This window comes from Streptomyces sp. NBC_01334 (genome assembly GCF_035983595.1).
Lineage (GTDB): Bacteria > Actinomycetota > Actinomycetes > Streptomycetales > Streptomycetaceae > Streptomyces > Streptomyces coriariae.
The window spans coordinates 292,735-317,686 of sequence record NZ_CP130719.1; the positions used below are offsets into that span (position 1 = coordinate 292,735).

Here is a 24,952-nt window from a genome sequence, read left to right on the forward strand (position 1 = left end):
CGCTCGGCCAGCACGAGCGAGCAGCGAATAGTTCCGAAGAGCTCAGACGAGTTGCTTGTGCATGACGATGCAGGGTCGCCCGCGCTGGATGTCGGCGCGGCGGTCGCACTCCTCCCAGCCCAGGGAATTCCAGAAGGCCAGAGAGGTCGGGGTGGCCTCCAGGACGGCTAGCCGGATTCCGTCCCGGCCGTCGTCACGAAATCGGTCCTCGATGAGGCAGGCCAGCCGTCGGCCGACACCTTGGCGGTGAAGGCTGCCGTGCACGAGCAGCAGCCCAATCCAGGGATAGCCGTCCGCAGGATGCTGTTCAAGCACGCACACCAGGCCAACAAGCTGGCCTTGCCCGTCTCGGGCGACCAGGACCTCGCAGCTGTCGCTGCTGGCCTCTTCATACAGGTCTGCTTGAACCCGGTCGGGCTCTATGCACTCGGGATCGTATTCGCCGGCGGCGCGGCAGTATGTCGGGTTGCTCTCATAGAGGTCGACGACCTCGCGCATCTCGTCCGGGGAGAATCCGAGCGGGGAAAGAGACAACGTCACCTCAGCGGAGGCGCCGCCGAGCTGGCGTACCTCGGCGAGCGTGGCGACCTCGGTCCCTAGCGGTGCGTCGATCTGCGATGACGTACAACGCTTGGTGGTGTGTTCAGGGAGGTGGTCCATGCGTACCTTCCGTACGGGACAAGGAGAACCCTTGCCGGGCGGCTGACAAGGTGAGGTGATCGGAGGTGACGAGCGGGGTGGGTGCCGATGGTGGGCTCCGCGGGTGTGAGTCAGGTCGCCCAGTTGGGCAGAGGGGGGGCGATGGTGCCGTGGTCAGTGAGCAGTCCACGGGCTGCTGCGGGGCATACAGGTGGCCGTGTCAACCAGCTTCCTCGCGGGGTCGACACGACCACCTGTTCGTTCGTGACGGTCCCGTCCCCACGGAGGCCGTCACGTAACCGGGGGCCCAGCCACCGCTCATGGCGGGGCCCTCGGAACCCAGGGCGTCAGACCGGAGAAAGACGACGCTCCTCGTCCGGATCTCCTGGCGCGATGCTTTCTGAGGCGGAACCCAGCTTCTCGCGGAGCCTCTCGCCTTCCACATCCATGTTGGGGAGCAGTCGATCCAGCCAGCGGGGCAGCCACCAGGCTTTGTGCCCGAGCAGGGCAAGGACTGCCGGAACAATCGCCATCCGGACCACGAATGCGTCCACGAACACCGCGATCGCCAGCCCGAAGCCGATCATCTTGATCATCGGCTCACTCGAGCCGATGAATCCGGAGAAGACCGCGATCATGATCACTGCGGCTGCGGTAACAACCCGAGCTCCGTGCTGGAAGCCAGTGACGACCGCTGCCCCCGGCTGTTCTCCGCCGACATACGACTCACGCATGCGTGATACCAGGAAGACCTCGTAGTCCATGGCAAGCCCGAAGACCACGCCGATCATGAAGATCGGCATCATCGACATGATCGGGCCTGTCTGCTCAACGCCGAACAGGGAGCCCAGCCAGCCCCATTGGAAGACCGCAACGACTGCACCGAGCGCTGCCACTACAGAAAGCAGGAAACCGAGAGCGGCCTTCAGGGGGACGAGTACCGACCGGAAGACCAGCATCAGGAGCAGGAACGCAAGGCCCACGACCAGCGTCAGGTACGGCAGCAGTGCGTCGTTCATGCGCTGCGAGAAGTCAACGTTCATCGCTGTCGCGCCGGTGACGAAGACATTGCCGGCGGTGGTGTCCCGGATGGAGTGCACCAGTCTTTCGGTGGCGACCGAGGAAGGCCGGTACTTGGGGATGACGGTGATCATCGCGGTGTCGCCGGCCTCGTTGACCGTCACCGGGGTGACCGAGGCAACGCCGTCCAGGCCCTGGAGCGTTTCGCGGGTGTGAGACGCGGCGTCTGTGTCCCCGTCGACGACCACCAGCAGGGGGCCGTTGTATCCCGGACCGAAGCTCTCGGACATTAGATCGTAGGCTTTGCGCTGAGTGGTGCTGACCGGCTGGGAGCCGTCATCCGGAAGGCCCACCTTCAGGGACGCGGCGGGGATGGCGATGATGCCGAGGCTGATCAGGCCCACGACCAACACAGTGGCCGGGCGACGCAGCACGAAGCGCGCCCACCGAACGCCGCCGTTGGGCTTTCCTGCGGGCCTGCTTGCCTTGCGGGGCGAGACCCGCCTGCCGGCGAAGCCGAGCAGGGCAGGAATCGCCGTCAGGGCAATGAGGACGGCGATGACCACCGTGCCGGCGGCGGCGAAGCCCATCTTCGTCAGCATAGGAACGTTGACGACTGCCAGTCCCACCAGGGCAATCACCACAGTCAGGCCCGCGAAGACGACGGCGGAGCCGGCCGTGCCGACGGCCCGGCCAACTGCCTCCTCGCGGTCGTGGCCCTCTGTGAGCTCGGCCCGGTAACGCGAGACGATGAAGAGTGCGTAGTCGATGCCGACCGCGAGCCCGATCATCATCGCCAACGTAGAGGTGGTGGAGCCGAGGTCAAAGGTGCTCGCCAGTGCGGTGATGGTGGAGATGCCGATGCCGACCCCGAAGATCGCGGTCAGCAGGGGCAGTCCAGCGGCGACCAGTGACCCAAGAGTGATGATCAGGACCACGGCAGCGATGACTACGCCGATCACTTCGCCGATGCCGGGCTCCGGCGCAGCCTGCAGAGCCGTTCCGCCTACTTCGACCGTCAGACCGCTCTTGCGAGCGTCAGAGGCAACGTCATCAAGTGACTTGAGTGTCGCGTCTGTCAGAGACCCCGGCGGTTTGTTGTAGGTGACGGAGACGAAGGCGGTTGACCCGTTCGGCGATACGCTCTTTCCCTCATACGGATCAGTGATGGCCGCCACCTGGTCCGACTTCGACCTCAGCTCTTTCACGAGGTTCCTGACCGTCGCCTTGGGGGCAGCGTCAGACACTTTCTCCGACGCAGGAGCTTTCAGGACGATCTGCGCCACGGCACCATCGGGGCTGCTCCCGGGAAACCGCGTTTCGACAAGCCCGACAGCCTTTTGGGCTTCTGTTCCTGGAAGAGAGAAGGAGGACGTGACGTTGCTGGAAGCCACGCTTGCGCCCACCGCGGCACAGGCGAGCAGCGCCACCCAGATTGCGGCGACGAGACGGCGGCGCCGGAAGGCGGCCCTGGACAGCAGGTAGAGGAACGTAGCCACGGAGGCTCCCGGTCGGATTGTGGGGACTGTCGAAGACGCGCCGTGGTGATGGCGTCCGCAGACGTGGTGCGAGCGGAACGCGGAGACCATCCATGTACACGTCCTCTTGCTACTTACGGTGGGCTGGTAGCGATGTGAGCACCTGAGTAAACGGTGCTCACTCTTCCGCGAAAGTCGTGCCGGCAGCCTCACCGCTACCCGTCTTGGGGGTGCCTTCGCAGGAGTCGGCAGGGGAGCGGGATGATTTCGCGCCGCGGCCTGACATCGCCGAATCCCCGCGGTCCCGAGTCGGTGACCTGGGCTGTGGTGCAGGCGATGCTCGGCTTCACCTCCGAGACGAGGCGGTTGCGTTTCGCACACAGCCCCTGGCGAGGGACAGCCTGCCGATCGCCGTCGCGTCGATGGCGAAGTCCGACGAGTGCGAGACCCTACCCGCATCCTCGCCGCCACGGAGCCGGCGCCCCTGGCTGACCGTCCCGGTGGTCGCCGACCGGCGACCAGAGCCTGGACGCCGGTGTGGTGGGCAATCACCGGCCTGGATGACTGATCGTCGGCTCGACAGTGGCGGAGGGCGCACGGCGGGGACGGGTGACGAGTTCTCCGCCGCAGTGAGGACATGTGTCCTGCATCGCGTCGCTGCAGGACACGCAGAATGTGCACTCGTACGAGCAGATGCGGGCGGACGTGGTCTGTATCAGAAGCGGACCTCCACATCGTTCGCAGCGGTCGCGCATTTCCAAGGGCATGGCTCTCCTGGTTGGTTGGGGAAAGACCGCTGCCGGGCGGGCAACGGACAGCATGCGGCACACCTGGCGGACCAAGACCGCTCCCAGCGAGGTGGCCTCTCAGACTCGGCCAGATCACTGGACGAACTTGGATCGACAGAGCGGCCGGCGGCTTACGCACATGCCCTTCTGGGCTCATCCGCCTCAGCGGCACCGGCGATCTACGCGCCCAGTCGCCGTACACCTGTGCTCGTCGGTTCCCACGGCTTGGTCTGTGGCCTGGGTGAATGAACGTTAGGGTTTGTTCAGTCCGATTTCGGCTTGGTGTAGTGATGTCATGGGTGATGCATGGAGGGCAAGGCGCGTCCCGAAGCGACCGCTGAGCAGGCGTTGTACGAGATGGACCGCCTGATCGCGCTGGCGCAGTTCGGACAGCAGGACATCGCCGGACGGCTCGGACTCAACGTCACCGACCTGACCTGTCTCGGGTTCGTGATCGAGGCGTCCTTGGCCGGTGAGCCCCTGGGCGCGAGCGACCTCGCCGCGCGAGCCCGGTTGAGCACAGGTGCCGTCACCGGGGTGCTCAACCGGTTGGAAAAGTCTCGCTTCATCCGCAGGGAGAGCGACCTGACGGACCGTCGACGAGTCTGGGTCGTGATGGACGAGTCGGCCCAGGCACGTATCCTCGAGGTCTACGGCCCCTTCTACGAGCGCCTGCGCCTTCTGGTCTCCGACTTCACCCGCGACGAGGTCGCCGTACTGGCGGACTGGTTTGCCAAGGCCAGGACGGCGATGCAAAAGAGTCTGGACGACATGCGCGACGCCGCCCGGGCCGAGGGCCCGTCACCCGCACAGGACTGAGTGTCCGGGCGGGCTCAGTGCTCGCCCCCACTCTCGTTCCGTACCGCTGAAGCCCCTGCCGGCACAGCTGACCGGATGGGGAAGCTCCCTTGAGAGGTGCGAGCGGACGGAAGCGGCGTGCTCCAGGACGCGGCGGCGCCGCGGCGGGTGCCCGTTCGTCCGGCGATGCGGCAGCCGAGGCAGTTGGGATGCCCCTGGGCGGCTTCGTGGTCTCTGGCGCGCCAGTTCTGTTCACGGACTGGCCGGGGCCCGCTCGGTTTACCCCAGCCGCTCAGATGTAGCACCCAGGTCACCAGCCCGGCGACGGTGATGACCCCCGTGCCGAGCGCAAGACCCGGCGCCGAGCCCCTCGTCATGGCGACTCCCGCGACACAGCAGCCGATCACCGTGATGGCGGTGCCGGTCCATCCGGCGACGGTGTGGCCCAGGTCGTGCGTTCCGTGCAGACCGCTCATGAGTCTCCTCGAAGCGAGCGAGAAGATTTATCTCGCGAGCTAAAATATTTGGCGCCATCTTAAGACCGCTGAAGGGGGAGGGCAAACCAGGGGCAGGGGCGCGGGCGGCTTCTCGTGGCGAGGCGGCATACGCGGGCCCGACGCGCTCACGTCCTCAGATCCCTCCGGCGCAGGGACACCAGTCCCGCCGCGGTCAGTCCCGTCGCGATCCCGGTGAGAAGGAGGACCGGTGCCCAGGCCATGGTGCCGCCCGGCAGCTTCGACACGTGGCCGAAGGGGGAGAGGCCCAGGACGACCTGGGGCAGGTCCAGGGCAGGGCCGATCCAGCCGAGGAGGAGGGCGAGGCCGGCCGCGGCCCAGGCGCCGGGCGCGAGCCGAGAGGAGAGGCCGTACAGGAGGACCGCGAGGCCGCCGAGTGTCCAGACCGCCGGGACCTGGACGAGGCAGGCACCGAGGATGGGGCCGAGGTCCGATCCGTGGCCGAGGCCCAGGCCGAGCCCGCCGAGCAGCATGATGAGGACCGCGCCGCCGAAGGCGATGACAAGGTGTCCGCCGGCCCAGCGCAGCCGGCCGACGGCGGCGAGCAGGGGTTCGGCGCGCTGCGAGGTCTCCTCTGCGTGCAGCCGGAGTACGGAGGAGACGATGTAGAGGGCGGCGACCAGGCCCAGCATGTTCACCATGGCGGCGAGGAACGCGTCGGTGATCCCGCTCTGGCCACCCATCCGCTCGATGATCTCGCGGGTCCTGGCGTTGTCGCCGACCAGGTCGGCCGCCCCCTTGGTGATGCCGCCGAACGCGCCGCCCGCGGCGAGGAAGCCGAGGCTCCAGCCGAGCACCGCGCCGCGTTGCAGCCGCCACGCCAGTGCTCCGGCCGCGCCGAGGCGGCCGGTCGCGGGCCCCGGCCGGCTGGGCAGGAAGCTCATGCCGACGTCCCTGCGTCCGGCGAGTGCATAGGCGGCGGCGCCCTGTGCGGCGATGGCCGCGACGAACAGCGCGAGGACCCACCAGCGTTCGTTCGCGAAGGCACGGATGTTCTCCAGCCAGCCGATCGGGGAGATCCAGGTCAGCACCGACGAGCCGTCGTCGCTCGCCGCGTCGCCCGCCGCCCTGAGGACGAACGCTGCGCCGAGCAGTGCGCCGGTCAGCCCCTTGGCGAGCCGCGCGCTCTCCGTGAACTGGGCGACGAGGGCCGCCATGGTCGCGAAGACCATTCCGACCCCGCCGACGGTCAGTCCGAGCGCCAGGGCACCGGCGCCGCCCTGACCGGCGAGGCCAGCCGCGACGAGCAGAGCCAGGGCGCCGTTCGCGACGAGTGCCGCGAGCAGGGCCGCGGTCAGCGGGGCGCGCCGCCCGACCATCGCGGCGGAGACGAGTTCCTGCCGTCCGCTCTCCTCCTCGTCGCGGGTGTGCCGGACCACGATGATCAGGCTCATCACAGCGGCGAGCACGCCGGCGAAACCGCCGATGCGCCAGGCGGTGAGCCCGCCGAGCGAGTCGCTGAACACCGGCCCGTAGGTGGCGCGCAGGGAGCTGTTGGTGAGCATCTGCCGTGCCACGTCAGCGCGTTCAGCGGGGGTGGCGTAGACGCTCTTGAGCGAGCCCGGCAGGGAGAGCACCAGCAGTCCGGTCACGCCGATCCACAGCGGCATGGTCATGCGGCCGCGACGCAGGGCGAACCGCAGCAAGGTGCCGGTGCCGGCCAGTGGGCGCGTACCGCCGCCGCGGACGGTGAAGGTGCCGGCGGTCGTGGTGGTCATCGGGCCGCCGCCTCTTCGGACATGGCCCGGAGGGCGGCGTCCTGGTCCTCGCCTTCGTCCTCGTCCCGGTAGTGCTGCAGGAACAGCTCCTCCAGGGTAGGCGGAGCCGAGGTCAGAGACCGTACGCCGGAGTCGGCCAGCGAGCGCAGTACGGCGTTCAGGTGTTCGGTGTCGACCTGGAGCCTGACCCGGCTCCGAACGCCGTCGGGCAGGGCGCCGGCGTCCTGTACGTCGAGGCCGTGGACTCCGGGCAGGGTCGCCAACGCGCCCGGTCCACCGCTGAGTTCGGCGGTGACGCTGGTACGGGTCAGGTGGCGCAGGTCGGCGAGGGAGCCGCTCTCGACGGTCCGGCCCTTGCGGATGATGCTGACGCGGTCGCAGAGTTCCTCGACCTCGCTCAGGATGTGCGAGGACAGCAGAACGGTGCGGCCCCGGTCGCGCTCCTCCCGGACGCACCGCCGGAAGACCTCTTCCATCAGCGGGTCCAGGCCCGAGGTCGGCTCGTCGAGGATCAGCACGTCGACGTCCGAGGCGAAGGCGGCGATGAGGGCGACCTTCTGGCGGTTGCCCTTCGAGTAGGTGCGCCCCTTCTTGGTGGGGTCGAGTTCGAAGTGCTCGATGAGGTCGGCGCGCCGGGCAGGGTTGAGCCCGCCGGTTCGCCGCCTCTCGGCTCGCCCGCCGCGGGTGCGGCCTGCGGCGTGCAGCCGCCCGTAGAGGTCGATGACCTCACCGCCGGTGAGGTTGCGCCACAGGGTGACGTCGCCGGGGACGTAGGCGATCCGGCCGTGCAGTTCGACCGCGTCGGCCCATGGGTCCATGCCGAGCATCCGTGCCGCGCCTGAGTCGGCGCGTAGCAGGCCGAGCAGGACCCGGATGGTGGTGGACTTCCCGGATCCGTTCGGGCCGAGGAAGCCGTGCACCTCACCGGCCTCAACCTCCAGGTCGAGGCCGTTCAACGCGTGCGTCCTGCCGAACCTCTTCTGTAGTCCGGAGACGCTGATTACCTTCGTCATGTTTCAGACACTACGCTTACTTCAGAAATTTGTGAAGTTAAGGAAGGGTATGAACCGCGTTACACTCGACGATGAGGCATGAGCAGGGGAGATGATCGACAGATGGCGGAAGCGACCACGGTGGAGCGGGATCCGGAGCCGGTCTCGCAGTTCGTGGAGGGATTCGCGGCGCAGCTCGTCGAGGCGGGGATGCAGCGGATGCCCGCGCGGGTGTTCGCGGCGCTACTGGCCTCCGACTCTGCCGCGATGACCTCGGCGGAACTCGGTGAACAGCTCCGGGTCAGCCCGGCCGCCGTCTCCGGTGCGGTGCGCTATCTCGCGCAGCAGCACATGGTCTCGCGCGAGCGGGAACCCGGCTCGCGGCGCGAGCGGTATCGCGTGCACAGCGACCAGTGGTACGAGGCCCTGACCAGCCGCGACGCGGTGCTCAAGCGCTGGGAGACCGCCCTGCGCGCCGGCGTCGACAGCCTTGGTCCCGCTACCCCGGCCGGGCGCCGGCTCTCTGAGACCCTGGCGTTCTTCGAGTTCATCGACGGCGAGATCGCCGCGATGATGGAACGCTGGCGCACCCACCGCGAAACACTCCACGGCGACGACTGACAGCGCCCGGCGCCTCTGCGACGCCCTCGACGCGGCAACGGTCCAACACCGCATGCAGGTGGGGGGGCTTGGGCTGCGAGGGATGTCGATGCCCTCGTGCAGGTAGCGGCAGCCGGTCGCCTGGGACACCCCGGCGCCCCGGGCGAGGCAGGCACACAGCCTCGCTCACCGAACCAGCGCAGCACCAGCACCGCCTGACGGAACGGGCCCAGCGCCCGCGCCCCCTTCGGGGTTCATCCGTCGACGGTGCACGGCCAACAACCGGGCCAGGTACTCCACGACGTGACGCGGGACGTCGAGTGTGGCGATGTAGGTGTCCAACGTGAAGCCTCTGGTGGTTACGGCAATGATCTTGTGGTGAGGTCTGCCCTACCAGGGGCTCTACGTGCGTCTGCGGTCGGGTGCAGTCCGTCCGACTCACCTTCGCCAGACGGTGGTTCACACCGTTCGCACAGGTCGCTTCGCTGAGAGAACGTCACTGGCCGGCCCGTTCTTCCCAGGGCGCGGCGGACCAGCCGGCTAACGCGCCACGCGGTAACGGAGGTAGACGACTCTCGAGCGGAAGGTGCGGAACTCGACGAGTTCGACATCCACCCGGCGCTCATGCCGGGGGAAGATACGGAATGCCGCCGCCGACCAGCACCGGGTAGACCCTGGCCCGGTACTCCTCGATCAGACCCGACGCGGCCGCCTCGGCGGCGAGAGCCGCGCTGGCGATCGCGATGTCGCCCTCACCCGGCTCGGCTCGCAACCGCTCGATCTCCTCCGCCAGGCCGCCGGAAGCCAGGCGGGCATTGCCCTGTACCGCCGACAGCATGGTGAAAGAACACCACCTTCGGGAGCGCCTTCCAGATCGCGGTCCACTTCAGCATCGAGTCGTCGAGGGATGGATTCTGGTCGACGGTCCCCCAGTACAGCATCGTCTCGTAGAGCCGTCGTCCCAGCAGGTGGACGACGACCTCTCGCACCTCGTCGGTGGCGAAGCGGAAGACCTCCTCGTTGGGCGTCGTCCAGTCGAAGCCGTCGTCCGGCCCGACGATGTAGCCGTCCAATGAGACGCCCATCGAATAGGTCACGCCGCGCATCAGAAGCCCTCCTCGGTGACGGGTTCGACAGTTACGACCGCCGGACGTCGCAGGACTGATCGCGGCTCGCGAGATCCCCTGGGTCGAGTCACCTCACGAGATCGTTTGAGGAAACCTTCACGGCAGTCGCAGATATGCGCCGGCCCGTCCCTCACCTGTTTCCGGGGCCGTCAGTCAGCGGCAAGTCGACGATCAGAGGCCGTTGTTCCGGGCAAAGGCGACCTGGTGACCAGGGCGAAGACTCATCCGGCGATGGTCGGGGCGTCGACATGACCTCTATGATGACGACCTTCCAGGACGCCCGGCAACGTGGGCTCGGGCGGTGAACACCGCAGCCCGGCACCAGGTAGGTACCCGTTACTCATTTAAACTGCTGAGTCCCTTGCGACCCTAACGGTAAGCCTGGTTAGTACTCCAGCTGTACATCGTGATCTTGCTGGTGGGGCATGACTGAGTGCGCTTGTTGGCCACCGAGGGCCTCAGTTGGCCGATGTGCGTGTTGTGCCGAGAGGCCTGGGGCGTCGGACCATTCCTGAGTCCGTCGGGACCGCGGCAGTGGGCCCCGCAGCCCAGGTGTCGGTGGCTGCACGTACGGTCTGCGCATGACTGATCAGTGGTGGGTGGGCGTGCGGCAGCGGGTCGAGGCGGCGGGTGCAGGGCCTTCCGGCAGCAAGGTGTTCGGGGCATTGGGGCACAGGTGGATCGTGGAGGACCCGCTTACCCAAGGCGAGCTTGCCGAACTCGAGGCTCAGACGGGCGTGCGGCTGCCAGAGGAGTACCGGAGCTTCCTGCTCGACGTCGGTGCGGGCGGCGCCGGCCCCGCGTACGGCCTGTTCCCGGTTCGGCGCGTGCAAGGCCGCTGGCGTTGGGAAGGCGACGGCGCGGACCTGGCGGACCTGGCGGACCTGTCGAGGCTTGCCGAGCCGTTTCCCGACCAGGGCCCGGACCCGAAGCTGCTCGAGGACCTTCTTGCCCAACGCCCCGAGGAAGAGGACTTCGACGACATCGAGGACTTCGATGACGCCATCGAGGCGTGGGACGAGCGGTGGGAGGTCATCATGTTCGCCCCGGAACGCACGGTGGGCAGCGCCCAGACCGTCCTCAGACACCTGCGCACAAGGTGACGGCGATACACCGCCTGGCCGACGACGAGGTCGCTGCGAAGGTCGCGACAGACGTGCTGCGCCGTCCGGAGGTCGCGGCCAGAGTGGTCGCGGACGACACCGCCCGGCACATGGTCAACAAAGCGCAGACCACGCAACACAGGACCGAAGTTGTCCACGACCTCATCGACGACGACACGGTGGCGGCCCAAGTCGCCTCCGACATGCTGCGCCGTCTCGAAGTCGCGGCCAGGGTGATCGCCGCCGACACCGCCCGGCACGCGGTCAATCGGGCCCAGACCGACCGCTCCCGGCAGCAGGCGGACGCCTTCCGCAGGAAAACCCCCGCCGGACAGGCGGTGAAGAAGATCGAGCGGACACAGGAGTAGGCCAGAGCAGGTGCATGCGTGAGGCCGCGTCATCCGCCCGTCCTCCTGACAGGTGAACCGCACGGTCTCGATCTTCCGTCCCCCGAACGAATCGGTCGCCGTGGCCGCGTCCTGGTTCTTCTGGGTGACCGTCATACACAAGTGTGTGCTGGTCACCGGCGCTCCGTCCCAGACGGTTTGCAGGACTTGTTCGTCAGACGCCGCGCACGGGAGGTCAGTGCGGGATCCGGCCCAGTGGCTCTTCCCCGGCCAGGAACTCGTTCCCCGGAGCGGGCTGCGGAGCCCAAGCGCACGGCGATGCTCACCCTGGTGATGCGCCATCTTGAGGCGAAGGCGATCGACGAGGCGCTGGACCTGTCCTCGGTGCTGATGGCGACGAGGCTGATCAGCAGTGCGAAGCGGCGAGGAACAAGGAACGGCTCTCGGTGCTGCCGCAGCTGGAGAAGGCGTCCCGGGCCCGGGTACGGACGACGAAGGTGCTGTTCGAGGAGCTGGAGCTGGTCGAGCAGCACGGCGCCGACCTGGACGCCGCCGCATTGTGGCGTGCGGTGGAGGAAGTCGCCCCGCGGGCGGTCGTGATGAGCGCGGCAACGTTCGTGGTCTCGCTGGTGCCGGAGGATGAGGACTCGGCGGCGGTCGCGCCGGCCTGTACTCCATGGCCCTCAACCTGGACACCTCGAGTACCGTCGCCGTCCGGCCAGCGTGGGCCTTCGGCGGTGACTGGTGGGTCGGCCTGGGGACGTGGGCCGCCATCGCCCTCGTCGCCGTACCACCGTGGCTGACCCTCGCCCGCCGTCCCGCCGAGCGCATCGCGGATATCGGCACCGGCACCGGCACACCGAGCTCGCCACCCGGTCCCGGCATTCGCATGCCCGCAGTCCGATCGCCTGGGCACTCGCCGTCTACTTCGGACTCCAGGCCACAGGCGGGGCAAGAGAGCGAGAGGGTGCGCGATGCCGACGTACTCCGACGGGAGCGCCCGCGAGAAGCGATCACTGGACCTGGCGAGTTCGCGGCCCGTGATCGTTTCATGGTCACGGGCCGCAGGCCGTCTGGCCGGCCAAGGTCACAGGGGCAGGACATCCAGGTAGACGATGCGGCCGAAGTTTCCCAGGTGGCGTTCAGTCTCAGTGAGGCATACCCTTCGCGGCGCGTTGCCGTAGGGGCCGCCTGTGGTCGACACGGTGCCTGTCCAGGTCGTCTGCTCGCTGCTTCCGGTTCCAGAAAGGATCACAGCCGAGCCCGCGATCTCTTCCCAACGCAGGTGAGGGTCGGGGATGGCCGGGTTCGCCTGCTCAACCACAGCGCGGATCGAGGGACGGCTCGTCGGCTGTGCCGAGGTCCCCGTGTACGCCGGCCCCGTCACCGAGACCGTCGCTGTGCCGGAACCGCGAACAAGGCTGGCCTTGCGCTCCGCGCTGAGCTGGACTATCGGGGCCTGGACGACCTTGGACACCGAGTAGCCGTCGAGCGAGTTCGGCTGGTAGCGCACCAGCGCCAGACGCACGAACGGAAGCCACGCCCGAGCCGGCATCCCGTTCGGCGCGACCAGCTCGACGTCGGCATACCAAAGGTCGCGGGCTGCATCGAAGGATACGTCATGACCGGCGATCGTGACCGTCGTGCCGGATACCTCTGTCAAGGTCACGCCGGTGGCCGACTTGGTCGTACGGGGCAGTGACGCCAGCCGCGGGTAGGCAGGCAGGACGAAGTCCGTCACCGTGGGGTCCACACCCTGCATGGTGAGGTACGGGTGCAGGGCCTGGGGCGGTTCGGTGCTGCTGCTCACCAGCACCACACCGAGTTTCTCGCCGGCGCCCGAAGACCACCAGGGACGCTCCAGATAGATGCGGATGGCGTTGCCGCGGCGCCTGCTCTGGTCGGTTGCCGGGGCGTCCCAACGGAACAGTGGCACGACCTGTCGCACCACCGGGGGCGCGGGCTGCGCGGTGCTCAGGATGATGCGCTCTTCCTCGTCCGAGGAGGCGTGGATACCCGGTGCCACGTAGCTGACCACGAGTTCGGCGGTATCTGCGAGTGTGCCGCCGGCGGTGCGCGTCAGCACCCGGGTTGCCGGGTCGAAAAGGTAGTCGCCCTCGGCCGTGGCGGGATCGGTGCTGCCCGCCGGCGCCGGCGCAAGGGGAAGGGCGCTCACGGCGTCCCTGACCTTCAGCGTGGCAGGCTCCAGCGCGTTGAGTGTCACCCGCCCACCGGCCAGGACAACGGTCGTCTCCTCCCGGAAGTGCTCGGCGTAGCGGCTTGTCGCCAGCCCGGTGTACGTGACCACGCGATGACGGGTGTCGCCGAAGTCGTGCCCGCCGTTGATGTCCATGCCGTCTGCTCCGGGGCTGGGCTCCGGAGCGCGGTCGATGCGCAGCGACAGCGGTGTTTCCTGGAAGGTGCGCGGTGTGAGCGGGTCCGCAGTACCGGGCCCGCTGTCTACGGGCTCCTTCCAGGAGGCCAGCACGTCCAGCGTTCCGGTGGAACGCCGATCGAACAGGACCTCCCCCTTCAGCGCGAGGCGGGTGGCCGCCGGCGCTCGGTCAGGGGTTTCCATGTGCTTGACGGACGGCTTGGTCAAAGGAGTACGGACCGCGTGCACCAGTGTGACGGCCTGGCCGGGTGTGATCATCGGGTGGCGTCCCTCGGCAGCCGATGTGCGCAGCGCAGCGAGATTGATCGGCGTGCTGCCAGGGTGCGCGGCGTTCCACGCGGCGCCCCAGCGCTCGATCCAGCGCCACACTCCCATCACGTCGAGATCGGCGTCGGCGAGCCTGGAGGACAGCAGCAGGCGGTACTCGTGGCCTGGCGCCACTGCCACCTTCAGGACCCGGTCGGACCAGGACCAGCCGTCGGACGTGCCGCTGATCAGCCGAAGGCGCAGCGAGGATGCTTCCGGCCAGCTTCCCAGGGCCGGCGCGACCAACTCCCTGGTGCTTCCGGGCAGCCCCTTGATGAGCAGCTGTTTGGCCAGAGGGTCCGGCAGGTAGGTGACGGGCAGCGCATCGGTGTCGAAGAACCAGGTGTCCGCGTTCGCCCCGGTACCCTGCTGGGCGCCCGGCAGGTCTTCCAGCCGGGCACTGTCCCGGGTGGCAAGGACCTGGTAGAGGTCGGGCCGCATGGGGTGACCGTTCGTGCCGGCGTCGAGCATGCCGTGCTGCTCGGCGATCGCCTGCGAGGTGCGCGGCGGCAGGACATGCCGGTGGGACTCGGCTGTGGAGCCGGCCGCGTTCTCGCTGCGGATCACCATCCTGTTCACCGATTCGCCGACTGTCTGCGGCTTGCGCAGCAGCACATGGGGCGGCGGTACCGGGTCGAAGCGACGGTGGGTGACTTCTGGCGTCTGCAAGTCTGCTTCGTTGGGGAAAAGGTCCTGCTGGGTGAACGGCACACTGTCGCCGGCGAGGTCCACTGCACGGGCGCGGAAGGAGTATTGATGGCCGAAGCGGAGCCGAGGCAGGCTGCCGGGCGGCACGGTGAACCGCGTGGTGACAGGGAAGTCCGCGTCCTGGACCGGCTCAGGGTCGGCGAGCGTCCCGTCGGGCTGAAGGGCGCGGCCGATCCGGTCGACGGCCAGGCTCCAGCCGGCCCAGCGCATCAGCGACTCGCCCAGATACAGGTCGGTGTCGTCGTCCTCTCCCGACGTGCTGGGCGCCAGGGAGACCTGCCCTTCTTCGGCCGCGTTCACCGACTGCCCGTCGCGCTCGAAGACGTAGGACCCCTCGCGCGCCATCAGTGACCGCCATGCGGGGTCTGCGAGGTCGCGGACGTCCCAGCGATGGCCTCGCACGAGATCGTCGGCATACAGGTCCAAGGTGCCGGGCCGCGGGCTTCCGTTCTGGTCGTAGGCTGCCGAGTTGGCCTCGGCGGCCCGGTCGAACGCCTTGATGAACTCGGTCGCCCGGCCCATTCGTGCGACCGACAGTCCGGCCGACCGCAGCGCGGGCAGAGAGAACTGGTCCGCACCTGCCGAACTGCGCTTCTTCAGCCGGCTGCCGTCCACCACGCGTGAGCGGCTGACGTTGTCGGCGAACTGACGCGACAGAAGCGCTCCGCCGTCCGGGTCGACGGGCACGACCGTGAATCGGTCACCCAGGCCGACGCGCAGCATTCCCCGGGCGACGTCACTGGCGGCGGCATCGCGCGGCGCGGCCTCGAAGCGGCTGCCACCGATCAGGCAGCGGGTGCGGGGCAGCACATCGGCGCGGCCGGTTGCCGGCGGAGGACTGCTCGACCAGGTGATCTGCAGGGTTGCCCAGGTCTGCGTCGCGGCCCCGGTCAGCAGTGCGGTCACGGCGGGGTCGTCGACCTCGAACTCCAGGGCAAGTCCCAGGGATCGCTGTAGCCCGCGGTACTCGCGGGTTGCGGCGATCACCTGGTGTACGTCCAGGTGCTCCCGCGGCTGTGCGGGCAGGGGACCGGAGCCGGGCCTGCGTCCGCGCTGGTGGAAGCGTTCGGCCTGGAGGAAGGCACGGCCGAGACCGTCTGCGGTGTCTGCGTCTGCGGGGTTGAACGGGACAGCCCCGTTCACCTGCAGTTTGTTCTCCAGTGTCTCGGTCAGCTCGGCTCGCCGGGTGTAGCCGCTCTTGCCGTGGCTGCCGACGGTCACCTCCTCGAATCCGATCGGGCCGAATGCCCCGTCCTGAGTGAGGTCGTCGTATGACGGCGGGGCGTCGACGGCCGTGGCGCCGAAGTGTCCCCAGCGATCGGAGAGGAACGACAGGACATGGCTGACGGGGTAGGACCGGACCACACGGTTTTCGCGTCCGGCGAAGGAGTGGCCCCGCACCAGGGTTTCCTGGTCGAACAGGGCACGCCAGCGGGCACTGTCCGGAGTCGAGACCAGCCGGGCGGGCTTGGCGCCGGTTTCGGGAAGGTGGAGTTTGAACTGTGCGTCCGTGAGCGTGCCGGGCCAGTTCAGCCAGTCCGGAAAATCACTGAGCCGGCCGTTGCCGGTGTCGATGACGAGCCGCGGGGTGACGTGCACGGTGAAGCGAAGCTTGCCGGATCCGCCGCCTCGGGGCAGGACGGTCCACATGATGTTCTGTCGGGGCATGGTCAGGCTCCCACGGGGGCGAAGGCGGTGCAGTAGGAATTCCAGTGCTGCTGGGTGTAGGCGCCGGAGAAGCCCTGCGCGGCGGCCCCGGCGACGGCGGCGCGTCCCGTGCCGCTCATCACCTTCCCGGCCGCACCGGCGCGGGCCGTCGCGGAGCTACCGCCGGCCAGTTCACGGCGCACACTGAAGCTCACCGAGGTGTCGAAGAAGCACAGGTCGATCGAGATGGTCACCTTTGCCTCACCGACCAGACGGTCGGGGCCCGAGTAGTAGGTGAGCGCGAGGTAGCAGTCCAGCGAGGCGGAGACCAGCCCCAGTACGCGCACACGGCCGCTGAAGCGAACGTAGGCGGAGAGCTCTACCTGCTGCGCGGTGGAGTCGCCGGCCTCGACGGTGCGCACACCGAAGTAGATGCCGATCTTCGCTTCGACGTGGCCGGAGACCGCCCCGGCTACGTTGAAGGACGTGCCCGCCCCCACTTCCAGGGCCGTCTCCAGGCTTTCCACCCCGTCGGCGCCGGCTTCCAGGGCGAAGAAGCCGCCACCGCCGAGGAACGAGATGGTGAGGGAGAACGGCGCCTCCCGGGAATTGACAGCGAACCTCAACCGCACGGGCGATCCGTCAAAGGGCAGATACAGGCCTGCGAACAGGTTGAGCGTGCCGAGGGAGAAGACACCGAAAGCAAGCGACGGCAGAGCCATCGACAGTTCGGCCTGGACCTGCTGCCCGACCACGCGGACATCCAGCGGCGACTCGCTGGAGCCGGCGGGTGCCGCGGCGGCCCGACCCGTCAGGGCGCCGGTGCGAGCGGCTGAAGGCATGCCGGGAACCGACAGTCTGCAGAGCTTGGCGATCTCTTCCAGGTACTTCAGCGGCCCGTGGAAAGAGACCTGACCCAGCTCGCAGTCGATGTCGGTGGGACGCCCCTTGGCCGCGGTGAACTGCAGGGACTTGATTGCCACAGTGACGAAGTGGCTCGCACCGCTGTCGCCCCAAATGTTGATGGCGACATCGCTCAGCCGCCCGCGGACCGTGTAGTCCGCGTCCAGCGGCGGCAGGAGCCGCATGAGGGAGACGGCTTCGACGTCCAGCCGTCCACGAGGGCCCGGAACGAACATGTTGAGGCTTCCGGGGCCGGCCTTGAGCTCGGGACTCCAGGAAAGCCGCGCCTCAACCCGCTCCAGCTTGCGGACAGCACCCTCCAGACGGTCGAACTCCCGGGTCACCACCTTGATGGCCTGCTGCGGGTTGGGCACATCGCCCGCCAGGTTCTTCACCACATCCGACAGCCGCACGCCGCCCAGCAGATTGACGTCCAGGTCGGCCAGCATCCGGGACACGTCGAACCGCTCACGCGCCACCTGAACAAGGTCGCCGGCCACCGGTCCGAACTTCCGGGACAGACCGTCCATGACCAGACCCGGGGTGACGATGCCTCCGCTGCGCTCCGCAGCGAATTCCAGGGCAGCGCCAACGCTGCCCTGCGCCTTGGCCAGGTACACACCTGCCGCGTTGTGCGCGTCGTCGAAACCATGGGCGATGTAGCCGTCGAAATACTTCAGCACGGCCGCGGGCGCGTCAGGCGCGAACGCACGGACACTGGCCGGGAGTTCGGCGACCACCTGACTCACCGACGGGAAGGCCGGCACACCCTTTACCGCAGGGTCCGCCATCGCCATACCGAACGACAGCGCCCGGACCGGCAGACTGGTGTCGCCAGGCTTCGACGGGGCGGCGAGAGCGACGGACTTGCCTCCGACCCATCCGAGACGTGCGGCATGGTCAACGGGAGTCTGACTGTTGTACTTCGTCGCCACGGCGCCACGCAGCGAACTGTTGCGGGAACCCTGTTCACTGATGAAGACCACAGGGGCCGCGAACGAAACGCGCCGCCCCTGCCAGTCCACACCCGTGAAATGCAGCGGCAGCGGGGCAGAACCGGACTCTGCAAGGAACGCATAGGCGGTATCGGCTCCTGCGACCGGGGTGGCGGAGGCCGAAACGTAGGGACGCGCCTGGTCGAGTGTCGGGGTAGTACGCGTCACGGCATGGATCCGGCGGAACGGCATCGTTCTGCCGCCGCCGGGCATGTTCTGATCGCCTTCATAGCGACGCTCACGCTCGAGGACGGCCAAAAACGTGCGGGTACGCAGGATGCCGCTGACGCTACCGCCTCCGTCCGCCTCCATCTGGCGCTCCGTGACCTGCACGTACGCCGCGCGGTGGCCGAACGGCAGCAGATAACCGTGCTGGGCGACACGCACCTTCTGGTCGCGTCCCAAGCCCATGCTGTGCGACCACTCCGACAGCCCCGACGAGAAGGAACTGCCCGTGGTGTCCCAGGAGCCGTGTGCCTCCAGCCCCGCGCCCAAGGCGGACAGCGACAGCAGATCAGCCTCGATGGGAGCGGGCAGTGACGTGGTCCGCACCGAGAAGTCGGACGACAAGCGAACCAGGTCGTATCGGTTGCGAGGAGTCAGCGACGTCGGATAAGGACCCGCGGCGGGTACGGAGGGGGAGTTGCCGAGCCACGACGGAAAGCGCGAGTCGCGGAGCCAGACCGCTCTGAGGGGCCGGGCTGAATCGTCCTCCCGGACGGTCCACTCGCCGTCCTCGCCGCCGTCCACCCGGGAGCCGAGCCGGGTGTTCCACAGTTCGGTCCAGCCGCTGAGCGAAGCCGGAACAGCGGCGGTCTCCACATGGCACCACCCGCTGCTGCTGTCAGGAGAGACAACAACACCGAACGGCACTTCCAGCGACGTCTCGTGGCTGGTGGGCACACGCAGCTCGCCCTGGAACGTCCCGGGCACGTCGCGGCCCTGCGCGTTCGGCACCAGCCTGGCGGGGAAACCGGCCCAGTGCAGCAAGCCCGACGTGGTGTAGGGCAGAGGGAGGTGATCGGTCACGTCAAAGGCCAGACGGCTTGCCGCACCCCACTCCAGCGATACAGGCGCCTGGCCAACGGCGCCCGGATCAGGGAAGGAGCGTTCCTGCGCCGACTGCGGGCCGAAGTCCACCACCAGGAAGGCGGGCTGACTCGAGTCCTGCTTGACCAACGTCGGCGCCCCTGTCTTGCCGCCGACCTGAAGGTTCACGAGCAGAATCTGCAGGTTCATCATGTCGTCGCGGCGACGGAGCAGCACAGTCCGCACCGGCACCGCAGTGGCTCGCGCAGCAGAACCGCTTCCTCCGGTGAGGCCAACGGCATTCAGTGTGCTCACCGCGGCAGCGGCGGCGATCCCTGCCGCCCCGGAGTAGCGCAAGAACAACCGGCGGGAGACGTTCTTCTTCGGCGGGGGCGTAGGTGCCACGGCCACCTTCCTCGGTCAGTGATGCGGGGAATGTCCAGACAGCGAGGCGCCGTCGAGACCTGGCGCCCGAACGCGCGCAAGAAGCGGGGTCGCTGCAGCCTGGGCAAGTTGGCCTCAAGAGCTGAGGCGGATGACGTTGCACAGGGCCCGCACGACGCCAGGGCCGTTCCGCAGGAGCGCAGGCGCTCATGGACACGACCGAGCTGAGACCGCAGCCGGTGCATGAGGAGCGGGCAGGGCCCGGACCATGCAATCGGGCAGGGCGCAGGCGACCATCGCTCACCGGATCACCACGCTCCTGCATCTACCGTCCTCGCGGTACACCGCGTATGTCAGCGGCCCGGCGAGGTTGAAGTCCGGCCTTCCGTCCGCACAGGCAGCAGACCGGTCGGAACAAGACAACCGGCATGCGGCCTGCAACCGCCTGAGCAATCACTACTCAGCCCCGGCGGGTCCGGCTCGCCGGCCGACTGCAGCGTCACCTCCACTCCATCGTCGCCCTCGACACGGGCCCGCAGTTCACCGTTGTGCCGAGCACGTCGCCGAGCTTCACCGACCGGATGCCACGCATCGCCACCACCGGCAACTCCGTGGCGCGCGGCGCCCGCGACATCGTCCTTCCCCTGCTCGGCCGCACCGGCTCTGGCCAAGAAGCTCGCCGCCGAATTCGCTGAGCTCAACTACCGGTAGAGACAACCGTGAGCCTGACTTCGTGCGATCCGCTACAGTCCCTGACTCGCACGACCGCCCCGCCGACCTCGCCGCGCCGCCGAAGGTCATCTCGCTGCCGGCGGGCATCCGCTTCGAGACGGTGACCGACGCTGTGGGTGTCGGCCTCCTCGCCGAGGTCGACGAACGTGCCGTCGGCACCGTCGACACCCGCCTCCGCGAACGCCTGCCGGCCCCAACTGGGCGGCAATGACATCCACATGGCCGTGGCGATGGCCGCCGACCAGGCGGTCGGCAGGGCCGGCCGGAATTCCGCCCGGGCACGCAGTTCACGAGTCTGTGGGGCGGCGCAACCGTGAAGGAGTGGCGCGGCCACGGCATCCGCCGCGCGCTCGTCACCTACCGTGCCCGTATCGCCGCCGACCGCGGCTGTCGCCACCTCCAGGTGGATGCCTCGGAGTCATGATCGGCGTCTCTGTGCCGACCTTGTGTCGGCTTGCGGCGCGGCACGTCCTTGGCGCGGGCATCCGTCTATGGAGTCAGAATGATCTTCCCCGTGGTTCGGCCTTCCTCGCCCAGATGGTGGGCGTCGATCACCTGGCCAAGAGGAAATACTCTGTCGATGTGGACCGTAAGCCGACCTTCACCGGCGAGAGAAGCCAGGACTTCCAGGTCGGCGCGATCAGGCTCCACGAGCATGAAATCAGCGCGGAGACCGTTGTCTGCGGCCCACTGAACTGTCTCCGCATCGGCGCCGTTGAGTGCGACGACCCGGCCGCCGGGCGCCAAGACCTCCACCAGCCCTCGAATCTGCCCAGCGACGGTAGCCAGAAGGACATCGACGTCTCTCACCCGGGAGCTCACTTCGGAGGTCCTGTAGTCGATGACCTCGTCGGCGCCGAGACCTCTGACGAAATCGTGCTTTGCCCCGCTGGCGGTTGCGATGACGTAGGCGCCGTGAGCCTTGGCGATCTGAACGGCGAGGTGGCCCACGCCTCCGGCCGCGGCCGGAATGAGTACCCGCTCTCCGGCAGCTACCCTGGCCACCGTCACCAGTGCCTGCCAAGCGGTGAGACCCGCCAGGGGCAGGCCCGCCGCCTGGAGATGGCTCATGCCCGGCGGCTTGAGAGCAAGGTGTCTCGATGGAGCGGTCACGAACTCCGCGTAGGCTCCTGCCTCGGCGGGAAACCGTGGCATTCCGAAGACCTCGTCTCCCGGCCTGAAGCGCGTCACACCGGCTCCTACGGCAGCCACCGTTCCTGAGACGTCCCAGCCGACCGAGAAGGGCAGGTCGCCCAGGCCTCCGCCGGTGCGCATCTTCCAGTCGACGGGATTCACGCCGGCGGCCTTCACCTCGACCAGGACCTCTGTTGGTCCTGGTTGCGGCACCTCAGCCTCGACAACCTCGAGAACGTCCGGGCCACCCAACTTGCTCTGCATAACTCGTCGCATGTGTTCATCGATATCAGACTGGTGGCGAGAAGATGTGAGTAGTGCATGCTCAACATCCGTCATCCGGCATCCGGCAGTTCTTCAGTTCCATGCCACGCCCAGGGAAGAACACGTCCCTGTGTCCGCAGTGTCCAAGGTCGCCTGACGCGGTGCATCTCCGGCGAGAGGCACGTGCTGTCCTTCAGGCTTGGTTCGGAAATGGGCGGTGACTGCACGCCAGGAGGGGAGTGTGCAGGGCGACGTTGTCCAGGCGTCGACCGGTAGCGCGGATCTCATCAAGGCCAAGGAATGTCATGACAGCTCCCTCGTGAGGTCGATTCCGACGTCATGCCTTCATCGGCAGCGTCTGGAATCCGCCCGAGATGAGCAATCGTTGCTCGGTCCTCGATGCCCCAGTCTTCACCGCCTACCGGTGAACCTCCCGTGCGTGTGCCGGAATGGCCGCGAGATCGCGCGGCGCCCCGAGCATGTTGAGAGCAACCTCTGCAGCGGCCAGATCCTGGACGCCGAGGCCGATGAGTTTGCAGATGGTGATCTCCTCGTCGTTCTCCCGGCCGGATGCCGAGCCGGCGAGGACCTCACCGAGTTCCGCGTTGACCCGGCGGTCCTCTTCCGCAAGCCGTGACAGATCGCCGTGGATGGCGGTGAGTTCACGGCTGTCGACCACGATCCGGTCCGCCCGCCTCAGGCTGTCGGATGTCAGCTCCGCCTTCGTCGGATCGTCGGCGCCCACTGCGTTGATGTGCACTCCGGGTGTCAGCCATGACGCGCGCACCAGCGGCTGGGTGCTGGAGGTCGCCGTCACCACTACGTCGGCGCCGTCGAACGCGGCCTGGGCGTTGTCCACGCCGATGACGCGCAGATCCGGCCGCCTGGCATGCAACGCGGCCGCGAGCGACTGGACATGGGACGCGCGCCGTCCCCACACGCGTACCTCGCGCAGCGGGAGTTCGTCGGCCACGGCGAGCGTCTGGAGGTAGGCCTGAGTGCCGGTGCCGATGACCCCCAGGACGCGGGAGTCGCGCCGCGCCATCATCCGCACCGCAAGAGCTCCCGCGGCGGCCGTCCGCACGTCCGAGAGGTGGTGTTCGTCGTCCAGGAGTGCCCGCAGGTCACCGGTCGCCGCGTCGAAGACGGCGATGACGCCGCTCGTGGGCGTTCCTGCGCGGCGTGCACGCTCGAGGAACCATGAGGCGACCTTGACGGTGAAGACCTGCCGGCCTGGCAGCCAGGCCGACTTCACGTGGACGTCGCCGTCGGGGCCGGCGGGAGCGAACACGGCGGCCGGTGCGTCTCCGAGCCCTCGGCTGTAGTCGCGCAGGGCGGCAGCGACGGGCTCCAGGACGTCCGGGTAGCCGACCGTGCTGCGGATCTCCTGCGGCCCGAAGTAGGCGGGTCCGCCGATCACTGCGGCAGCCCTTCGAGGCGCCCTCGGGCGACGACGGCGACTTCTCCGCCGACGCGCACAGAGGCGATGTCCTGTGGCCCGCCGTGGGCGCTGATGGTCATTTCGCTGGGGCGGCCGCAGAACTGGCCCTGGCGCAGCACCTGTTGGTCGCCGTCCCCGAGCCGTTCGTGCCGGCGGAGGTAGGCGGCCACACACCCTGCTGCGCTGCCGGTGGCCACGTCCTCGACGACGCCGTCGTTGTTCCAGTGCCGTCCTTCCAGGGCGTCGGCGTCCAGAAGGTAGGCGAACTGCGCTCCGACCTGGGCCAGCGGTCCTGCGATGTCGGACGTGATCCTGGCCCGCTTCAGCGCTCCCGTCCGTACGGGAACGATCAGATAGCGCAGCCCGGTCGAGACGATCTCGGGGCGCAGTTCGGCGTGGAGGTCCTCCTCGTCCAGGCAGAACCAGGAGGCCAGGTCGTTCAGCACGGGCCGTCCGAGGAATTGCGGAGGGCCCTGGTCGAGAACGCTCGCGTACCTCCCGTGGCCTCGGCGCTCCGTGACGACCTCCACCGTGCGTGCCTTCAGCTCGAGCGACCACGTACGGCTGGTGTCGCCGCCCGCCACGGCATGCAGAACGCTTGCCGCCCCGATGACCGGATGTCCGGCGAAATCCAGCTCCTCACTCAGATCGAACACCCGTGCTCGCCATGCGTCGCCCGCCTCATCCTTCTGATCGAGGAAGATGGATTCGAAGTGACGCATTTCCTCGGTGATCCGCTGCATTTGGGATCCGGTCAGGCCTGCTGCACCGGGAAAAACAGCAAGACTGTTCCCGCTGAAAGGCGTTCCGCTGAAGACATCGACATGAAAGTAGTGCATAAGACCGACGCTACCGATGGGCCGAAACGAGCGGAACCCTCCCTCTGAACAGAGGGGGCATAGCATGTCGTTATGGCCCCCGATCTCGAAACGGCACTGCTGCGCGCATTCGTCAGCTCCGTGCGGTCCGGAAGCATCAGCCGGGCCGCCGCGGCCCTCGGTCACAGCCAGCCCGCTCTCAGCAACCAGCTGCGCAGACTCGAACGCACCGTGGGCCAGCGGCTGCTGCACCGCGGGACGACCGGTGTGTCCCTGACCAAGTCCGGAGAGATCTTCCTGCCCTACGCCGAGCGGATCCTCGCTCTGTCCGCGCAGGGGCTCGCGGCGGCCGGCCCGGTCGTCACCGGACGCTGTGGTGTGGGGTTGATGGAGGACTTCGTGACGCCGTCGCTGGTCGAGGCGCTGAGTGATTTCAGTGGTCTTCACCCGGGCGCCAAGCTGGAACTGGTGACAGGCCCCGGCCCCTTGATGAAGCAGTCCCTCGCCGGGGGGCGGATCCAGCTGGCCCTGTGTGATCCCTTCTACCTGGCCGAGGCGCCTCGCTGGACGGCCCGCCTCCCGCTGGCCTGGTCGGCTGCGCGGACCTTGGACATGCGCCGGGACCCACTGCCGCTCGTGCTCTTCTCGCAGCCGTGCCGCTGGCGGATTCCCGTGTTCGACGCCCTGGAAGCCGCGGGGATCCGATGGGACGTCGTCTTCGAGAGCACGGCTCTGGGCGCAGTGCAAGCCGCCGTGCGCGCCGGCCTCGGCGCCACCGCGCTGCTCCCGGCGAACGTGGAACCGGGGACGGCAACCGATGGGCTACCTGCCCTCCCAGAGGTCGAGATCGCCCTGACCCGTCACACCGGGACAGACGGCGACCCGCTCCTCGATGCCGTGGAGAACCTCCTGAGGCGACTGACCGACATCACGGCGTCGACAGGCTGAAGGACGAAACCGACGCCAGGTCTGGCAGTGAGAAGACAAAACGGTCCCGTCGCGTGGCCACCCGCGAGCGGAACGTACGCGGGCTGGAGTCGGAGTCACCGACCGCCGCGCCGCCTGGACAGC

16 protein-coding genes and 3 pseudogenes are annotated in these 24,952 nt (G+C 68.2%); 7 read left to right on the forward strand and 12 right to left on the reverse strand.

Features of this window, described 5'->3' with window-relative positions:
- Window positions 1–42: 42 nt before the first annotated feature.
- From OG736_RS45945 to OG736_RS45955, 3 genes are all read right to left on the reverse strand, one after another.
- Window positions 43–660, reverse strand: a complete 618-nt coding sequence (locus OG736_RS45945; RefSeq protein WP_327188131.1) for a GNAT family N-acetyltransferase — start codon at window positions 658–660, stop codon at window positions 43–45.
- A 326-nt stretch (window positions 661–986) separates the two neighbouring features.
- A complete protein-coding gene (locus OG736_RS45950) occupies window positions 987–3,158 on the reverse strand; it encodes an MMPL family transporter (RefSeq protein WP_327188132.1) in 2,172 nt (723 codons plus the stop codon).
- A gap of 527 nt (window positions 3,159–3,685) precedes the next feature.
- The gene (locus OG736_RS45955) at window positions 3,686–3,958 is read right to left on the reverse strand and encodes a DUF1272 domain-containing protein (protein WP_327188133.1); all 273 of its coding nucleotides are present in this window, start codon (window positions 3,956–3,958) and stop codon (window positions 3,686–3,688) included.
- Between the two features lie 273 nt (window positions 3,959–4,231).
- Between OG736_RS45955 and OG736_RS45960 the strand changes: the two genes are divergently transcribed.
- Window positions 4,232–4,744, forward strand: coding sequence for a MarR family transcriptional regulator (locus tag OG736_RS45960; protein ID WP_327188134.1), 513 nt, complete (start codon window positions 4,232–4,234; stop codon window positions 4,742–4,744).
- 14 nt (window positions 4,745–4,758) lie between these two features.
- Here OG736_RS45960 and OG736_RS45965 read toward each other — a convergent pair whose 3' ends face one another.
- From OG736_RS45965 to OG736_RS45975, 3 genes are all read right to left on the reverse strand, one after another.
- Window positions 4,759–5,199 carry an HGxxPAAW family protein gene (locus OG736_RS45965; protein ID WP_327188135.1) on the reverse strand — a complete coding sequence of 147 codons (441 nt, stop codon included), beginning with the start codon at window positions 5,197–5,199 and terminating at the stop codon, window positions 4,759–4,761.
- Window positions 5,200–5,345: 146 nt separating this feature from the next.
- The gene (locus OG736_RS45970; RefSeq protein WP_327188136.1) at window positions 5,346–6,956 is read right to left on the reverse strand and encodes an ABC transporter permease; all 1,611 of its coding nucleotides are present in this window, start codon (window positions 6,954–6,956) and stop codon (window positions 5,346–5,348) included.
- Window positions 6,953–7,969, reverse strand: a complete 1,017-nt coding sequence (locus OG736_RS45975; protein WP_327188137.1) for an ABC transporter ATP-binding protein — start codon at window positions 7,967–7,969, stop codon at window positions 6,953–6,955. The genes OG736_RS45970 and OG736_RS45975 overlap by 4 nt, the downstream gene beginning before the upstream one ends.
- Window positions 7,970–8,071: 102 nt before the next feature.
- Between OG736_RS45975 and OG736_RS45980 the strand changes: the two genes are divergently transcribed.
- Window positions 8,072–8,569, forward strand: coding sequence for a GbsR/MarR family transcriptional regulator (locus OG736_RS45980; protein ID WP_327188138.1), 498 nt, complete (start codon window positions 8,072–8,074; stop codon window positions 8,567–8,569).
- A gap of 519 nt (window positions 8,570–9,088) precedes the next feature.
- Here the strand turns inward: OG736_RS45980 and OG736_RS45990 are convergent.
- Window positions 9,089–9,654: pseudogene (locus tag OG736_RS45990) on the reverse strand (dihydrofolate reductase family protein).
- Between the two features lie 602 nt (window positions 9,655–10,256).
- Here OG736_RS45990 and OG736_RS45995 point away from each other — a divergent pair.
- The 3 genes and pseudogenes from OG736_RS45995 to OG736_RS47465 form a co-directional block, all read left to right on the forward strand.
- Window positions 10,257–10,766, forward strand: a pseudogene (locus OG736_RS45995) (SMI1/KNR4 family protein); the annotation flags it as partial.
- Between the two features lie 8 nt (window positions 10,767–10,774).
- Window positions 10,775–11,146, forward strand: coding sequence for a DUF6192 family protein (locus tag OG736_RS46000; protein WP_327188139.1), 372 nt, complete (start codon window positions 10,775–10,777; stop codon window positions 11,144–11,146).
- A 267-nt stretch (window positions 11,147–11,413) separates the two neighbouring features.
- Window positions 11,414–11,787: pseudogene (locus OG736_RS47465) on the forward strand (Tn3 family transposase); the annotation flags it as partial.
- A 425-nt stretch (window positions 11,788–12,212) separates the two neighbouring features.
- Here the strand turns inward: OG736_RS47465 and OG736_RS46010 are convergent.
- Entirely contained in the window at window positions 12,213–15,440 is a 3,228-nt protein-coding gene (locus OG736_RS46010; RefSeq protein WP_327188141.1) for a hypothetical protein, read from the reverse strand.
- A 764-nt stretch (window positions 15,441–16,204) separates the two neighbouring features.
- On the reverse strand, window positions 16,205–19,513 hold the full coding sequence (locus tag OG736_RS46015) for a hypothetical protein (protein WP_327188142.1): 3,309 nt from the start codon (window positions 19,511–19,513) through the stop codon (window positions 16,205–16,207).
- A 712-nt stretch (window positions 19,514–20,225) separates the two neighbouring features.
- On the opposite strand from OG736_RS46015, the gene OG736_RS46020 reads away from it, so the two are divergent.
- Window positions 20,226–20,435 carry a hypothetical protein gene (locus OG736_RS46020; protein ID WP_327188143.1) on the forward strand — a complete coding sequence of 70 codons (210 nt, stop codon included), beginning with the start codon at window positions 20,226–20,228 and terminating at the stop codon, window positions 20,433–20,435.
- Between the two features lie 278 nt (window positions 20,436–20,713).
- Here OG736_RS46020 and OG736_RS46025 read toward each other — a convergent pair whose 3' ends face one another.
- The 3 genes from OG736_RS46025 to OG736_RS46035 all read right to left on the reverse strand — a co-directional run bounded on the left by OG736_RS46025 (window position 20,714) and on the right by OG736_RS46035 (window position 23,968).
- A complete protein-coding gene (locus OG736_RS46025) occupies window positions 20,714–21,634 on the reverse strand; it encodes an NADP-dependent oxidoreductase (protein ID WP_327188326.1) in 921 nt (306 codons plus the stop codon).
- Between the two features lie 406 nt (window positions 21,635–22,040).
- The gene (locus tag OG736_RS46030; protein ID WP_327188144.1) at window positions 22,041–23,042 is read right to left on the reverse strand and encodes an ornithine cyclodeaminase family protein; all 1,002 of its coding nucleotides are present in this window, start codon (window positions 23,040–23,042) and stop codon (window positions 22,041–22,043) included.
- The gene (locus tag OG736_RS46035; protein ID WP_327188145.1) at window positions 23,039–23,968 is read right to left on the reverse strand and encodes a PhzF family phenazine biosynthesis protein; all 930 of its coding nucleotides are present in this window, start codon (window positions 23,966–23,968) and stop codon (window positions 23,039–23,041) included. Before OG736_RS46035 ends, OG736_RS46030 begins: the two co-directional genes overlap by 4 nt.
- Window positions 23,969–23,974: 6 nt before the next feature.
- On the opposite strand from OG736_RS46035, the gene OG736_RS46040 reads away from it, so the two are divergent.
- The gene (locus OG736_RS46040; RefSeq protein ID WP_327188146.1) at window positions 23,975–24,829 is read left to right on the forward strand and encodes a LysR family transcriptional regulator; all 855 of its coding nucleotides are present in this window, start codon (window positions 23,975–23,977) and stop codon (window positions 24,827–24,829) included.
- Window positions 24,830–24,952 lie beyond the last annotated feature (123 nt).